This is a genomic window from Dactylosporangium vinaceum (assembly GCF_019904175.1).
Taxonomy (GTDB): Bacteria; Actinomycetota; Actinomycetes; order Mycobacteriales; family Micromonosporaceae; genus Dactylosporangium; species Dactylosporangium vinaceum.
The window spans coordinates 11,420,674-11,435,100 of record NZ_CP061913.1 but is presented as its reverse complement, the minus strand read 5'-3'; the positions used below and the strand labels follow the sequence as shown (position 1 = coordinate 11,435,100).

The following is a 14,427-nucleotide window of genomic DNA, read 5'->3' as shown; positions in this document are numbered from 1 at the left end:
GCTCCCCGGGCTGGGTCCTGGAGCGTGCTCTGGCTGCAACGCGGTCACTCACACCAGAGACCACCAGCCACCACCGGGCAGGGCCGTTCGACCAGGGCCCTGCCCGGTCGCTGTTCCCGGCGCGACCGCGATGAGCGCCACCCATCCCGGCCTGCTCGCCGCCGTTGGTCTTGCCAGCGCGACGGCAGCGGTGTGGACGCCCCGCCTCGCCGACCACCTGACCCGAACACCACACGCCGTCAATACCGCCGTGGGCGGACCCTGGCGGCGCAGCCTCACCGCTGCCGGCGTCGCCGGCCTGACCGGGACCGTGCTGGTCTGGCGACTGCCCACCACGCCGGTGCCGGCCGCCTGCCTACTGGCGGCGTGGCTGCTGTTCCTCCAGGCCGGCCTGCTACTCACCATCGCCGACCTCGAAACCCGCCGCCTCCCCACCTCGGCCATCGCCGCCACCGCAGCCGCAGCGTCCGTACTCCTGCTCATCGGAGCCGCCGCCGGCCACGACCCCGGCCCGATCCTGGCCGCGCTCACCGGCGCCGCCCTCGTCGGCGGCACCTACCTCGCTCTGGCCGTCCTCACCCCGGCTGGCCCCGGCATGGGCGACGTCCGCCTGGCCGCCCTCACCGGCGGCCTCGCCGCCGCCACCGGCTGGAACACCCTCCTACTCACCGCCATGCTGCCCTACCTGCTCGGCCTGCCCTCAGCGATCGTGCAGTACCGCCGCGGCGGCGGAAACCGGCACATCCCGTTCGGGCCGTTCCTGGCCGCCGGCGCGGTGACGGCCGTCATCATCACCGGATGACGAGCAGCACCGACCCAGACCGCCTCGCGGACCCCGCGGTCGAGGACGACTGGACTGAGTTGCGGCACCGCGCCGACCGCGCCGGCGTACGGCTCACCGCCCGGCTGCACCACACCGACAAGGCCATCGTCGCCGCCGGCATCCGCGACGGCGCCCCGGTCGTGGCCAAGCTGTGCACCACCGACGACGCCTATTGGGTCGCCCGACGCGACCAAGAACTCGCCGTCTACCGCCGCTTCGACACCGACCCGCCACCGGTACCTGCACCCCGGCTCCTCGGCTACGACGACCGGCTCACCGTCCTCACCCAGCTCCCCGGCGAACGCCTGCACGACCACCGCCACCTCAACACCGACCTGCCATCAGCCGCCGTCGACCGGCTCCTGGACACCCTCGACCGCGTCGCCGCCTGGCAACCGCAACTGCCGCTGCCCGACCCCGTGGACTACCCGGCCCGCCTCGCCGACGAGCACGACACCGGCCTGCTCGACGACACCGAGCACACCGCACTCGCACAGATGCTCACCCGGTCCGGTGGGCATCTGGTCGGAGCGCACGGCGATCCGCTCCCGGCCAACGTGCTCCTCGACCGCGGCACCGTCAGCCTCGTCGACTGGGAACACGCCGGCCGGTACCTGCCCGGCTGGGATCTCGCGGTGCTGTACACCGTCGGCGCGCACGCCGCACCCACCCTCGCCCACGCCATCACCGACCGGGCCGCAGCCACCGGCATCGACGCCGCCTTCGCCGTCAACGCCGCCCTGCTGTACTGCCGTGAGGTCCGCATGCACCGCGCCCTGCCACACGGGGCGGTCCGCACCGACCGGCTCGCCGCCCTGCACCTCCACCACGACCGCGTCCGGGCGCTGCTGCGGGTCACCTGAGCCAACGCGTCACCGCCGCGCCGACTTGCGGCAGAGTCCCGGCCGTCCCACGGGCCGGGGCGGGTACCACACGTCAAGGCGGCACGAGGGTTGACTTGGCTTCGCGGTGGAAGTCGTCGCTTCATTCGTCGCAGCCGGCACACGACGGTGTCGGCGCGACGGAAGGACCGCTTGTGATCGCTACGAGGATCGACCCCGACGACCCCACCACCGACGACCCGTACGGCGCCCTCATCGACGACCTCGCCGCACTCGGCTACACCGCCGGTGACGCCGTCGACGGCATCATCACCTACGCCCACCCGGACGGCGGCGGTGTCCTGGCCACCATCGACGAGATCCGCCACCTGGAAGCGCGACTGCGCTGGCGCAACGACGACGGCGACCCGACCTGGATGGTCCGGCTCACCCCCGACGTGCCTCCCGCCGTGCAGCGCATCGTCCTGCACGCGGTCCTGCACGTCGACAGTGGCGACGAACAGGCGATCCTGGCCGCCATCGCCACTGCCGTGCAGCCCGACCCCCGGCCCACCCAGTAGGCAGATCGCCCAACGCCGACCGCCAGCACGACGCGCACGCCTAAGCCTCTCGCGAAGACTGGCACCCACGGGGGTGGTGCCGGTCTTCGCCGTCCAACGAACCCACCGACGCCGCGAACCCCGACGCCAGATCCAGATCGTGTCGGGACCGGCGAGGAACGACCCGCCGCAGCTGGGACCGGCCACCCGTTTCACCGCGCCAGCGCGACGCGAGGGCGCAGCCCAGTCACGCATAGCGGCGCCGGTCGCGCCGCCACACCGACGCGATGTACCCGACGACTTGGACCCTGCCCGCAACCACGGTTCCATGCAAGCCGATCGATGACGTGTGTGGCCCGATCCGCCGTACATGTGCGCGTGACGCCCTATCGCAGCGCCCCTGACATGGGGTGCGGATGGCGGCGCGCCAGGTGGCGACACGGGCCGATGAGGTGGCGAAGGTGGCGGCGCGATGCAACGGGACATCACCGGGTTGCCGGACGCGCAGGGATGGCAGATCCCCGCGGTCGGTGCGGCTTCCGCCGCCCTGGCCGTGGGCGGGCGGGGACAGATCATCGCCGCGTGCGGCACCGGCAAGACGATCGCCGCCGCGCACATCGCGATGCGTGTGTGCCCGGCCGACGGCATCGCGGTCGTGGCCTGCCCGACCATCACGCTGCTCGCCCAGACCTTGCACGCCTGGCACACCGCGACCGACCGCGTCCTGGCGGTGTGCGGCGACGACGGCGTCACCGACCCCGCCGTGCTAGCCGCAGACCTTCCGGCCGCAACCACCACCGACCCCGACAGGATCGCCGCCTGGCTCGCCGAACCCGCACCTGGCCGGCGGCTGATCGTCACCACCCAGGTGTCCGCAGGGCATCTCGGAGACGGGCTGCGCCGCGCCGGTCGCAGCGCCGACATCCTCGTCGTCGACGAGGCCCACCACACCGCCGGCCGCGACAGCAAACACACCGCCCTGCTGCACAGCGACACCACGCTGCCGGCCCATCGCCGCCTGTACCTGACCGCCACCCCACGCCTCGGCGACACCGGCGACAGCGAAGCGGTGCTGTCCATGGACGACCCCGCCGTGTTCGGACCGGTGCTGGCCCGCTACCCGTTCGCCCAGGCCATTGCCGATGGCTGGCTGGACGACTACCGGATCGCGATCGTCGCGGTCACCCGGGCCGAACTGCTGCCCGTGCTGCGCACGCTCACCGGCACCGGCCGGTCCCGCGTCACCGTCGACGGCACCGAGGGCGAGGACGGGCCGTTGCGGATGGCGATGGTCGTCACCGCGCTGGCCCGCGCCGCGACGGAGTTCGACCTCCGCCGCACGATCGTCTACCACCCACGCATCGCCACCTCCCGCGCGTTCACCGACGCGATGCCCGAGATCCTCGCCGCCATGCCGGACGGCATCCGGCCCGACCGGCCGCTGACCTGCCACCACATCGACGGCCGCCACGACACCGCCTACCGCCGAGCGGTGCTGACCGACCTCGCCGACCCACCCGGCAGCGGGTGGAGCGTGGTGTCCAACGCCCGCTGCCTCGGCGAAGGCGTCGACGTCCCCGCCGTCGACTCGGTCGTGTTCGCCCACCCGAAGACCTCGCCGACCGACATCGTCCAGGCCGTCGGACGGGCGCTACGCCGCAACCCGGCCGGCAGCGGCATCGCGACCATCCTGGTGCCGGTCCTCGCCGCCGACACACCCACCGCCGACGCGCACGCCGCCGCAGAGGCCGACCTGGCCGGCTACCACACCGTCTGGGACGTCGTACGCGCAATGCGGGCCCACGACGAGACCCTCGCCGCCGCCTTGGACCTGCGACGCCAATACGGCGACGCCGACCGGTGGAGGTTGCCGGACAAGATTGTGGTCAGGGTGCCGGACAGCTATGACGTCGAGCAGTACCTACAACATCTCACCGTCCGGCTCGTCACCGCGACCACCTCACCCTGGTGGGAAGGCTACGGCGCGGCCACCGCCTACCACGCCGCCCACGGCCACCTCGACGTCCTCGTCGAGCACGTCACCGACACCGGCTACCCGCTCGGCCGGTGGCTGCACCACCAACGCAAAGCCCGCCGCCAAGGCGTTCTGCCCGCTACCCGCATCACCGCCCTGGACTCCCTCGGCATGCGCTGGGACCCGCTGGCAGGCCGGTCTCGACCACGCCACCGCCTACCGCGCCCGTGAAGGCCACCTGCGAGTCCCGCCGGACCACGTCACCGCCGACGGGTACCCGCTCGGGTCCTGGATCCGAATGCAGCGCAAGCAGTACACCGCCGGGCGGATCCCCGCCGACCGCGCCACCGTCCTCGAAGCGCTCGGCATCGAATGGCACCCGTACGAGGCGATGTGGCAGCGCGGCATCACCGCCGCGACCGCCTACCACGCCCGCCACCACCACCTGCAGGTCCCCGACGAGCACACCGAGGCCGACGGCTACCGCCTCGGCCAATTCATCGTCGCCCAACGCATGCTCTACAAGCGCGGCAGCCTCGCCGCCGACCGCATCGCCGCGCTGGAAGCCGTCGGCATGATCTGGAACAACCGCACACACCGCTTCAACGTCGGCGTGGCCGCCGCCCGCCGCTACCACCAGACCCACGGCCATCTGCACGTGCCGAGCGCGTACCGCACCGGCGACGGGTACCCGCTCGGCCGGTGGCTAGCTCAGCAGCGGCGCGCTCTTCGCGACGGCCGGATGCCCACCGAACGCATCACCGCACTCGACGACCTGTCCCCGACCTGGCGGACCGGTTGACCTGAGACGACCCCTCCGTACGCGGCCTGCCGCACCATCGCGTCGGCGCCCGTGGCTGACCCAAGGGTATACAACCGATCGGGACTCGCCGCGCTCCTGTAGTCGGATGCGATTCCGGGCTACCCGGACTGATGGTCGGACCAGCGCAAGCCGTTGCCTTCCGGAACGATCTCCTGCCACACCTGCAGCGGCACCGCAAGCGGGTCGTCGCGCAGCAGGCGCGCCAACGCCTCACCGGTGCCGGGAAACCGGGTGACCCGGCCGGAGCGGACGACGGCGTCGACCTGCTCGTCAAAGCCGGGCATGCCCCACCAGTCGCCGCACATGAGGTGGGCCCAGGCAGCCATCGCCAGCGGCGGCTTGGCCCGAGCGTCGTCGATCAGGTCGGCGAGGTCGGCGGTGAACGCCGACCAGTTGTCACCGAGCAGTGCGCCAGCGGTCCGGCCGGGCAGCGCATCGCGGTCCGGGTCCTGCAGCACGGCTCCGATCGCGTCCCATGCGATGGCGTCTAGGTCGCAGTGCGAAGTGACGTGGATGGTCGTAGCGATGTTGAGGTAAGCCATCTCGTGATCGTGGATCAGTCGGGCGTGCCAGGGTTCGAGCGCGGCGCGCCATGTCGCGTGGACCACGCCGCACGCGATCTGCACCGGCTGCATCGCAGCACCGGTCACGGCTGCGAACTGGGCACCGAGTTGCTTGAGTTCAGAGGCAGGGCCTGAGCTGGTGGCAGGACCGACGCGTGGGCCGCCGCCGGGGCGGTTCGCGGGATTGCCGACTCGCCGCGCGCCGGTGCCTTTGCGTCTGCTCACAAATGCCCGCCTTCCGCCCGTGCTGTTCCGCCGGCAATGAACTCGACGTGGAATCCACAGGTGCCTTCATGCGTCGGCCGGTTGCCGAGTGCGTCCCGTTCACCGTACCGACCTCGGTGGCGGCATCGGTGTGCGTTGCCGGCGATCCGGGCGACCCGCACGGTGCGCGAGCAGCCGGCGACACGCTACGGCGAGAACGTGGAGACGTCGTCCCGATCGTCGTACGGTCACGGCTCGTACTGGGGTGTTCGTGTGCCTTGATCGCGACGATGACCTCGTTCACACCCAAGGCTGCGCGCGTGTCGGCTACGGGTTGTTTGGGCTTGTCCGCTGCTGGTCGAGGCCATGCTCCAGGAGCCGTCGATAGGATCCAAGGGTCCTGTAGACCGTGTTACCGCTGAACCAAGCCGCGAACCCGAAGAGGCCGATGCAACCGACCAGAACCAGAAGCCCCGGCCATCGGGCGTACGCCTCGACATACTCCGGTGCCAGCCAAACGACCATCGCCGCCACGACAGGCACGCCTGCGATCGTGCCGATCATCGGCATTGCGGTCCCTGTCCAGTACCGTCGTCGGGCCTTGCGGAGTGCCTCCACGGGATTCTCAAGGTCTGCGAGATCCTGCTCATAGCGCCGCCTCCGCTCGGCGGACCAAAAGGCTTGGCCGGGCGCCGGGCCGTAGAAGGCAAGGAGGTCCTGTAGCTCGGCTCCGCCGAGTACGCGACCCGAGGGCAGCACCAGCGTCTCGGGCACGACCCGCACGTCGGCGGCCAGTCTCAACAATTCGATGTCCCGCGGCATCAACGGCTCAGCCGCGTCGCTGTTCATCGTGTCACCTTTCCGTGCTTGCGGTGGGCTACGGCGGCTGAACGGGAAGACGTCGTATCGATGGCCATCTGACCCCATTGAGGGTACAGCTGCTGGTTGCGGCCTGACTCCCGGACTTGATCGCGGGTTGCAGACTGGCTTTCACCCCGCAGCCGGACGGCTCGATCTAGCTTCTACCAGCTGGCCGATCCGCCAACTCTGATGGACGAGATCCGTCATTTAGCGTGGACAGTCACCCCGGATCGGCCGATAGGTGACGCCCCGAAACGATGCCGCAGTCGAACCTGTGTTCGATACTGTGGTCGGATGGTGGGTATCCCGCAGCTGCGTGAGGCCGGCTGGTTGATCACTGGGAACGACCGTGACCCGGTCCGGCACCTGTTCATCCGGCTGGAAGAGACGATGGACGGCTCCGGCGTGTGGACGCTCGAGCTTGCGGACTGCCGGCGGCGCGCCAGCGACGGTGGGCACGTAATGCACCGCTACAGCTGTGAGGCGGACGCGCGGACCGCCACCGTGGCGATCTACGCCCTCAGCCGGCACCTGGCGCCGCTGCCGACCTGGGACCCGGATCGACGCGAGCAGGCCCGCTGGCGGGTCAAGGTCTACAGTCCCGAACCGATCGGAGGCCGACGAGAGCGACCGGTCACCAGCAGCGACGAACTTGCCGCAGCTCAGATCAGGTCCTCGTCGAAGCCCTCCAACTCCAGCGCCCGCTGAGTCGCCGCTCGCGCGATGCCGCCGAGGCGGGCGTATTCGGCGTTGTACGCCGCCTGCCAGGTCGTGTCGGCCCGCACCACCCGGTAGAGCACCTGCCCGCCGCCGATCTCGAACGGCAGGTCGCCGCTGCTGATCTCCTCGGGCGTGATCTGCTGCATCAGGGTGCCGCCGGGCAGGCCGGTCATCCGGCTCACTTGGTCTAGCGTCGGGTCGAACCACCAGCCAGCCTGCGCGGCGTACAGGACCAGGTGACCGGCGCCGTTCCACCGGGCCGGGTCGAAGTGCGGCCCGCGCACCACCCGGCCGCCGTCGGCGAGCGGGACCATGTCGCGGACGGCGTCGCCGAGGACACAGGTGCCGGCAGGGCCCTGCGCGGCGACCGCCACCGCGAGCGGCTCCGCCCGGACCTCGACCAGCCGAGCGACGCGGTCCAGCAGCGCCACGCCCTCGATACAGCCTGCCCGGCCCTCGTTGACCTGGTTAACCAGCCGAGCGGCACGGCCGAGCACGATCACCCGGTCAGCCACGCTGAGCGAGCGGATGCCCGGTCGCTTGCCGCTTCCCCGTGCTCTTGCCACGGCTCGTCCCTTCCTGGCCCCATGTGCCTGATCGCACCGTCTGCGCACCGTACGCTGCCTGGCGCCCGCCGCGGCTCTCGGCCAGCCGGCCCGGATCGCAGCGATCCGTTCCGGCGGCCAGCATGCCCTCGTAGTGTCCTGGATGTTGAAGGTGGTGCCACACTGGGGAACCGCCAATCTGGAGGACCGCATGGCCCGACGAGGCAAGTTCGCCAGGCTCGTCGACGACTTCATTGCCACCGTCGACGCCCTCGGCGGCAGCGTCGACCAGGCCGTGGTGGCCGAAGAACTGCAGCAGCGGATCGACGCCATCGCCGCCCAACTGCGGATCACTCCGCAGACTGTGCTGCGCAGCTACATCGACGAGGACTGGGGCCGGGCCACCGCGACGGCGATGATGGCCGAGGTGCAGCAACGGGCTGCGCCCACTGGGCCGCCGGAGCATCTCGCGGTGCGGGTCGCCGCCCGGCTGCTCGCCGCGCTCGGCCAAGCGGTGATCTACGCCGCGATCAACGGCGACCAGCAGCGGCCACAGCCCGTGCTGGACCTCCGCCGTGCCGGCGAGGCCGTGTCGGGTCTCGGGCTGGCCATCCGCGACGCCCCGCCCGACACCCCCTTCGTCACGGTCGGCGCCGACGTAGCCGCTTGGTCCCGCGCGACCCTGGAAGTCCTGCGCGACCAACTCCAGGACGGCGCGTGGACGTTCTGCCCCTGCGGCGAACACCACGGCCAAGACGACACCGACGCCGGTGTCCTCGCCGCCGTACGTGCTGACCTGCTGCACCTGCCCGCCACCGCAACGTCGCCAGCGGGCCGGAAAAGCTGAGCAGCGGGCATGGAGCTGACGGCGGAACCCGCCCGGCCGGTTGGTACTGCTGTCAGTACCCCGTAGCTCTACTCCAAGCCGGAAAGCAGATCAGCCTGCGTGTCGACCGTTCTGAGGTGGACCGGAAGCATCTTCCGCAGCCGGTCCCTTGCGATCGTGACGACCCCGCGGTGGACTTCGAACTCTACCGCCCTGGCAGGAGACACGACGAGCGCTAACCGCGCCAGCGTCGCCCCGTCTGTACGAATGCGGTCGCGAACTTCGACGGGAGTCGCCCCACCGCCGGGTCCCGGCCGGTCAGCAACGTCGAAGACGTAGATCCAACTCCGTGGCTCCGCGGAAGGATCGTCGAGCAGAGTGCCTGTCCCGTCAAGATTCCGGGAAATCTGCGGATCGCCCAGGAATTTCCGCCACGAGTCCCAAACCGGCTGCGGCAGCGCCAGGACGCTCCCTGCTGAATCATCTTGATTCGTGACCTGGAACTTGAAGACGATCTGGTAGAAGGTGCGTTTGAAGACGTTGGCGATGTTGGGTCCTTCGATCTTCCGGCGGGGCCACTCCGGATTTTCGGCCAGCTGGCGGTGGAACTGCGCCGGGTGCAGGTCGAGCGCGCTCCGCAGCGCTTGCACCGCTTTGGCGTATGTGCCGTGCATGTCGGCGGTCTGCAGCTCAACCGCGGCGTAGCGGCCCAGCGCGAAGGGCATGCGGTCGGTCGAGTTGGCGGCAGGTGCAACCAACTCGATGACCGTGGTGTCCAGCGACATGAGCGGGGACGCTGCGGTCGCCTTGAACTGGATCTCACCGCCGGCCTTCGCTTCGAAATATACGAAGACGCGCTGCCGGCCTTGGCGTACGGCGGCAATGACGGACGCGGCCACATCGGCCTTCTGCAAGCCGGATGCGGCGGTCAACATGATCTCGTCGTTCGGCGCCACGGCGTACAGGTGCCGGACAATCGGACGGAGCAGGTCCTGGTCCAACGCCCGTACCGGGCATACCAGCCAATCTTGCCGCGAGCCGTTGCTGGTCGTGCTGATGGTGCAGACACCCTGGGACGGCCCCGTGCCGTCCTTGTTGACTTTGATGCACTGCCGGTCTTCGTGAAACGCTTTGGACAGGAACGGGCACCGCTTCTCCGTCTGGTCGCGAAGCGCCGTACGAGAGGCAGAGACGACCGGGAAGACCCGGTGGCCAAACCACTCCGCAACATGTGGCCGCTGGAGCTCGGCATAGTCCGGCTGGATCTCCAGGACTGGCGCTGCCTCGGGGTCCGCTTGGGTCACTGCGCAAGAGTACGCGAGACGATTGCAGGACGGAGATGTCCCGTTGCGCTGCAAGCTGCCGGCGAACGGCTCTCACCAACCCCACTTCACGCCAGCCTGCCAGGTAGGCCGGGCGCCAGTACTGGGGCTGCCGATCGTCCGTCGAGTGCGGGTCGTCGGGGGCGAAGTCGCCAGCGGTGCAGTGCAACGGCAGGTCTGCGCAGTGCGCTTGACGTCGTCGCAAAAGGCCAGCACATTCATGCCGCATCGATCTAGGCAGACAGGTGGGCAACGATCAGCATGAAGAGCGAAGAAGGCTCAATTTCGACGCGGCGAACAGCCAGGGTTTCGCAAGCAGCGGGCGAGCCCGCTCGCCGGTCCGGCCGCGGTAGTCATCCAGCCACGTCCGAGGGCAGGGAGGGGGTGGTGTGTGACGCTGGTCAGGCTCGAAGCGCAGAGTTCGCTGGTGCTCCCTCCGCGATCTTCCGGGCCGGCGACCATACAATCGGCGGCATGACAGCGGAGCCCGAAGCGGACAAACCAGATCATCTGGATGAGGTCTCTGGCGAGGTCTGGCAGGGCGACGCCTACGACCTGATGGCGAAGCTCCCGGACGAGTCAGTTGATTTGATCATCACGTCGCCGCCGTACTGGGGCCTCCGCACCTACGGGCAAGATCACAATGAAGACATCCTCAAGGAGTGGATTGCCGAGGGTAACGACCAGTTGGAGACGCCCAGCTACGACTGGTACCGCCTCCACGGCGGAATGCTCGGACTCGAACCCCTACCCGAGTGGTACGTCGATCACCTCGTCGAGATCCTTCAGCGGGGCGCAGCTGCCCTGAAGGCCCGAGGGAGCATGTGGGTGAATATCGGCGACACCTACTTCGCCCGCTGGTCGAGCATCCGCATGAACGGCCGGCAAGGACTGGGCGGAAACCCGCGTCAGCGGCGAAAGACCCCCATGGGGGGGCACCGCCAAGAAAAGCAGCTGCTGCTGGTGCCGGCGCGGTTCGCGATCGCTATGCAGCAGAAGCGGTGGATCGTTCGCAATGATCTCATTTGGCACAAACCCAACGTGCCGCCGCGACCGGAGAAGGACCGCCTCCGGCTGGCTCATGAACACTTCTTTCACTTCGTGAAGCGAGCCAAAGAAGGCCGACCCAGCTACTACTACGACACGACGCCCTTGGAAGAGGGCGGTCGCGACGTGGTGACCGTGAACGTCCGGTCCGGCTCGGACGGGCATTCAGCGACCTTCCCGCCGGAGCTGATCAGGCCGCGAATCATCAGCTCGTGCCCGCCGGATGGCCTCGTACTCGACCCGTTCTGCGGAACTGGCCGCTCGCTGACAGTCGCACTAGCGTCGGGACGCCGGGCGTTGGGGTTCGAACTCGGTGACGACTTCTCGGAAGCCGCCCGCGCGAACATCACAGCGGTCCAAGGTCAACTTCTCGCATAGTCCATCAGCACGCACTCTGTCCTCACGCAAGCCCCGACGGCAGGCTGCGGCACGGCGACAGCACCCGCTGTCCGGTCGGGACCCTTGTCGATCCCCGATCTGAGGACCGAACCCTTGGACGCCAACAGAACGGGCGCACCTACCCGGAGTTCACCGCGATGGCGGCCAGTTCGCGCAGGGCGATGGGCATGCTGCGATTTCCGGACGGATTGGGACGTGCGGTGGCACCGAACGGCGGCTGGTTGTGCAGCCAGATCAGTCCGGCGAGATTGGGCGGCATGACCCAGTGGGCCGGACTCGCCGGGTTGACCGAGGTGCTGCCGAGGTAGCCGTCACCGATGTTGAAGTGGAAACTGATCGTGGGATCGCCGTTGAGTACGGCGTCGAGGTCATCGAGATCGACGCTGGTGAAGCGATGTGCACCGGCGGCGACGACGAGCGGCACGTCGTACCGGTCGGCCAGCGCGGCGTACTTGCTCACCTTCTCCTCGACAGCGCGGGTAAGACGACTGGTGTCGACAGGCCCTGCGACACCGCTTGGTGCCGCGAACTGCGCATAGAGGCCCTTCGCCGATGCGAGTGGCCCGAACCTGTTGGCCATCACGTTGAAGGTGTAGCCGTGCGAGTGGATCCGGGCGATGCCCGGCGAGCCGAGAAGCCTTGAGCGCAGTTCACGAGCGATCTTCTTCGCAGTTCCTGAGTCGGGCGGCCGCAGCGCCACGTGGCGGCTTCCCTGCAGGATCAGTACCACCCCGACCGGGATCTCCGCGATGCGGCGCTCGAGCGCCTGCCAACCACGGATGCGGCCGAACGTCTCCTTCGTCGGCTGATCGGTGTGCACCTCGAGCAGGAACGCAACCTGGCCGTCGGGTGTGAGAGCGGTCCAGTCAGGAGTGAGGCCACCGTGGTCCTGCTCGTAGACCGCGGTGTAACCACTGGCCCGGATCGCGGCGCCAGCGGCGAGTTCGAACGTCACCGGAAAGAAGTGCTCGTCCAACCACAGGCGTCGGGCCAGCGCGTCCCCCAGCGTTGGCGGCAGCAGGGCGAACTGTTCGTCATACCAGGTGCGCCAGTGGGCGAAGTCAGCGTCGACGGCAATGTCATAGGTCAACTGCCGCTGCTCCCGCCGGCGCCCGCCATGCGCGGCTTGGTGCGCGGCGACGAAGTCTGACCCGAACCGGCGCTGTTCCACGGCTCAATTCTCGCTGGTGCGGGCAATCACATTTGCGCAGCAGCGGTCGACCGGGGTGGAAGCGCTGCTGCGCCTCGCAACTCGCGGGCGTCTGCTGATGGCCACGTAAACGGGCGGCGGCACTGGCGGGCCGCGTTACCGGATGAGCCGGTCACGGTCCCGTGCGGCGCGGTCGCGAACTGCGGCGGTAAACGCCGCAGTCGCTGCCGCGATCATCCGGTCGAACTCATCGTCGTCGCCTTCGTCGTCATCGCGGTCGGGAGGTGCTGCCGATGCGTCGATGGCTTCTTCCCGGTAGACCAGCAGGCAGGCTCGCACCCCGTTGAGCAGGTGCTCGAGCAGGTCATGTGCTGGACGTTGCGGATCGAGCGGGGTCAGCCTCTCCAGCAGCGCGGACAGTGCCTGTTCGCGGTGGCCGACGTCGATGCGGCGGATCTGCTCGCGGGCGGCGTCGACCCGCTGCAGCAGCCCGGTCGGGTCTGGGACGCGGCCGTGGCGGACCGCGTCGGCCTCGGCAAGGAGCCCGATGACGACCTCCCGCGGTGTAGCTGAACGGTCGACGACCACGTCGACCATGTAGGAGGGCACCTCCACCGACACCGCCTCGATGTCGTCGGCGACGCTGAACACCGCGGCTGGCTCGACGTCGGCGGCCTCGGCGGTGACCTGCGCTGCGGCGACCAGCCAGTGGGTGGCGGCCACGCACGCCGCGGCCGGGTCGATGGTGGTGTAGAGCTCGTCGCAGCCCAGCGGCTGCTCGTGCAGAAGCCGGTCGGCGGCGGCGACCTGGAGCGGTGACGGGTCGAGACGGTCCAGCGCGACGGCCTGGACCGCCCGACCGGACAGGTCGCCGAGGCCGGCGCGGGCGACCGCGTCGATCTCAGCTCGCACGTCGGCAGTCACCGCCGCCGTGATCTCGGGGTCGGCGATCGCGTGCAGCGCTCGGCCGACGGTGTGCGCGTACTCCAGCATCGGGTCGTAGGACACCATCAGCAGCCCGTGCTCGTCCGGCAGGTTCGGTGCGGTGATCGCGGCGAGGACTCCGGCGAAGCCGTCGCCACGCTCGCGTTCCAGCAGCTCACGTTCGTCGGTGTCGTCCGCATCATGCGGAGCGGGCCGCTGGTAGGTGTCCCACAACGTCGTGGACAGCCGGGTCGACGCCTCACACATCTGCGCGGCCAGCTCCGGCACCACCGGCCCCAGCTGGCAGACCGTCGTGGCGTGGTGACCGACGCCAGACGCCCAGACCGCAAGAAGCGACCCCGCCTGCAGATCGAGCGCGTACGTCGTCACCAAACCTCCCACGCCCGCCGAACCACGCTCCCCGCCGGTGTGCACCGACGCGTCGCCCATCGTCGCACCCGCACCGCGACGCCGTGGCAGCGAGAGCTACTAGCCTCCGCGGGGACGAGGTTCCTGTTCGAGGAACGCCGGGACTGCGGCGCAGAGGTGTGGCCGCGGTTGGTGCGGCAGCGCCAGTGTCCAGCGCGGTGCCGGCTGTCGGCAACGGGGATCCGATCGATCACGCCGGGTAGCGGTGCCCGCGGCGGACCAGCGGTTCTACCGCGTCAGGTTCGGCGGCGGTGTACAGCCTGTTGCTGTGCAGGTCCGTCAACCGCCAGCTGAGCGGGTCGATGCCTACCGCTTCACCCATCCGGGTTCGCCCACCCGTTTCGAGTCCGACCACCGTTCGTACCCGCCAGGTCAGACGACGTCCGGGCGACCGGTGATGCGAGATGCCGGCGCCGACGAACGAGAACGCTTCCG

15 protein-coding genes are annotated in these 14,427 nt (G+C 69.6%); 8 read left to right on the top strand and 7 right to left on the bottom strand.

The annotated features are described in order from the left end of the window. Positions 1-130 precede the first annotated feature (130 nt). The 5 genes from Dvina_RS51455 to Dvina_RS55010 all read left to right on the top strand — a co-directional run bounded on the left by Dvina_RS51455 (position 131) and on the right by Dvina_RS55010 (position 4,981). On the top strand, positions 131-802 hold the full coding sequence (locus Dvina_RS51455) for an A24 family peptidase (RefSeq protein ID WP_223099501.1): 672 nt from the start codon (positions 131-133) through the stop codon (positions 800-802). Then, entirely contained in the window at positions 799-1,686 is an 888-nt protein-coding gene (locus Dvina_RS51450) for an aminoglycoside phosphotransferase family protein (protein WP_223099500.1), read from the top strand. Before Dvina_RS51455 ends, Dvina_RS51450 begins: the two co-directional genes overlap by 4 nt. A gap of 173 nt (positions 1,687-1,859) precedes the next feature. Continuing rightward, positions 1,860-2,225, top strand: a complete 366-nt coding sequence (locus tag Dvina_RS51445) for a hypothetical protein (protein WP_223099499.1) — start codon at positions 1,860-1,862, stop codon at positions 2,223-2,225. A gap of 451 nt (positions 2,226-2,676) precedes the next feature. After that, a complete protein-coding gene (locus Dvina_RS51440) occupies positions 2,677-4,410 on the top strand; it encodes a DEAD/DEAH box helicase (RefSeq protein ID WP_223099498.1) in 1,734 nt (577 codons plus the stop codon). A gap of 7 nt (positions 4,411-4,417) precedes the next feature. Next, positions 4,418-4,981: a helicase associated domain-containing protein gene (locus Dvina_RS55010; protein ID WP_246656700.1), complete on the top strand. Its 564-nt coding sequence runs from the start codon at positions 4,418-4,420 to the stop codon at positions 4,979-4,981. Positions 4,982-5,100: 119 nt separating this feature from the next. On the opposite strand, the gene Dvina_RS51425 is transcribed toward Dvina_RS55010, so the two are convergent. Both Dvina_RS51425 and Dvina_RS51420 read right to left on the bottom strand, forming a co-directional pair. After that, the gene (locus Dvina_RS51425) at positions 5,101-5,637 is read right to left on the bottom strand and encodes a hypothetical protein (RefSeq protein WP_223099497.1); all 537 of its coding nucleotides are present in this window, start codon (positions 5,635-5,637) and stop codon (positions 5,101-5,103) included. A 459-nt stretch (positions 5,638-6,096) separates the two neighbouring features. Continuing rightward, positions 6,097-6,618: a hypothetical protein gene (locus Dvina_RS51420; protein ID WP_223099495.1), complete on the bottom strand. Its 522-nt coding sequence runs from the start codon at positions 6,616-6,618 to the stop codon at positions 6,097-6,099. 306 nt (positions 6,619-6,924) lie between these two features. On the opposite strand from Dvina_RS51420, the gene Dvina_RS51415 reads away from it, so the two are divergent. After that, on the top strand, positions 6,925-7,338 hold the full coding sequence (locus Dvina_RS51415; protein WP_223099493.1) for a hypothetical protein: 414 nt from the start codon (positions 6,925-6,927) through the stop codon (positions 7,336-7,338). On the opposite strand, the gene Dvina_RS51410 is transcribed toward Dvina_RS51415, so the two are convergent. Next, positions 7,293-7,865: a hypothetical protein gene (locus Dvina_RS51410; protein ID WP_223099491.1), complete on the bottom strand. Its 573-nt coding sequence runs from the start codon at positions 7,863-7,865 to the stop codon at positions 7,293-7,295. The two genes, Dvina_RS51415 and Dvina_RS51410, sit on opposite strands and share 46 nt — an antisense overlap. A gap of 193 nt (positions 7,866-8,058) precedes the next feature. On the opposite strand from Dvina_RS51410, the gene Dvina_RS51405 reads away from it, so the two are divergent. Beyond that, complete coding sequence (locus Dvina_RS51405; RefSeq protein WP_223099489.1) at positions 8,059-8,742, top strand: hypothetical protein; 684 nt, start codon at positions 8,059-8,061, stop codon at positions 8,740-8,742. A 68-nt stretch (positions 8,743-8,810) separates the two neighbouring features. On the opposite strand, the gene Dvina_RS51400 is transcribed toward Dvina_RS51405, so the two are convergent. Beyond that, the gene (locus tag Dvina_RS51400; protein ID WP_223099487.1) at positions 8,811-10,025 is read right to left on the bottom strand and encodes a PDDEXK family nuclease; all 1,215 of its coding nucleotides are present in this window, start codon (positions 10,023-10,025) and stop codon (positions 8,811-8,813) included. Positions 10,026-10,517: 492 nt separating this feature from the next. Between Dvina_RS51400 and Dvina_RS51395 the strand changes: the two genes are divergently transcribed. After that, positions 10,518-11,468, top strand: coding sequence for a DNA-methyltransferase (locus Dvina_RS51395; protein ID WP_223099485.1), 951 nt, complete (start codon positions 10,518-10,520; stop codon positions 11,466-11,468). Between the two features lie 139 nt (positions 11,469-11,607). Here the strand turns inward: Dvina_RS51395 and Dvina_RS51390 are convergent, their stop codons facing one another. From Dvina_RS51390 to Dvina_RS55475, 3 genes are all read right to left on the bottom strand, one after another. Then, positions 11,608-12,660, bottom strand: a complete 1,053-nt coding sequence (locus Dvina_RS51390) for a hypothetical protein (RefSeq protein ID WP_223099484.1) — start codon at positions 12,658-12,660, stop codon at positions 11,608-11,610. Positions 12,661-12,795: 135 nt separating this feature from the next. Further along, positions 12,796-13,953 (bottom strand): hypothetical protein, encoded by a 1,158-nt coding sequence (locus Dvina_RS51385; protein ID WP_223099483.1) that lies wholly within the window; start codon positions 13,951-13,953, stop codon positions 12,796-12,798. 229 nt (positions 13,954-14,182) lie between these two features. Beyond that, complete coding sequence (locus tag Dvina_RS55475; protein WP_281428314.1) at positions 14,183-14,314, bottom strand: hypothetical protein; 132 nt, start codon at positions 14,312-14,314, stop codon at positions 14,183-14,185. Between the last annotated feature and the right edge of the window lie 113 nt (positions 14,315-14,427).

Bases quoted from the DNA above. Each gene is read 5' to 3' on its own strand.
- Dvina_RS51455 (WP_223099501.1), top strand. From the start codon at position 131: ATGAGCGCCACCCATCCCGGCCTGCTCGCCGCCGTTGGTCTTGCCAGC.
- Dvina_RS51450 (WP_223099500.1), top strand. From the start codon at position 799: ATGACGAGCAGCACCGACCCAGACCGCCTCGCGGACCCCGCGGTCGAG.
- Dvina_RS51440 (WP_223099498.1), top strand. From the start codon at position 2,677: ATGCAACGGGACATCACCGGGTTGCCGGACGCGCAGGGATGGCAGATC.
- Dvina_RS51425 (WP_223099497.1), bottom strand. From the start codon at position 5,637: ATGCAGCCGGTGCAGATCGCGTGCGGCGTGGTCCACGCGACATGGCGC.
- Dvina_RS51420 (WP_223099495.1), bottom strand. From the start codon at position 6,618: ATGAACAGCGACGCGGCTGAGCCGTTGATGCCGCGGGACATCGAATTG.
- Dvina_RS51415 (WP_223099493.1), top strand. From the start codon at position 6,925: ATGGTGGGTATCCCGCAGCTGCGTGAGGCCGGCTGGTTGATCACTGGG.
- Dvina_RS51405 (WP_223099489.1), top strand. From the start codon at position 8,059: ATGTTGAAGGTGGTGCCACACTGGGGAACCGCCAATCTGGAGGACCGC.
- Dvina_RS51395 (WP_223099485.1), top strand. From the start codon at position 10,518: ATGACAGCGGAGCCCGAAGCGGACAAACCAGATCATCTGGATGAGGTC.
- Dvina_RS55475 (WP_281428314.1), bottom strand. From the start codon at position 14,314: ATGGGTGAAGCGGTAGGCATCGACCCGCTCAGCTGGCGGTTGACGGAC.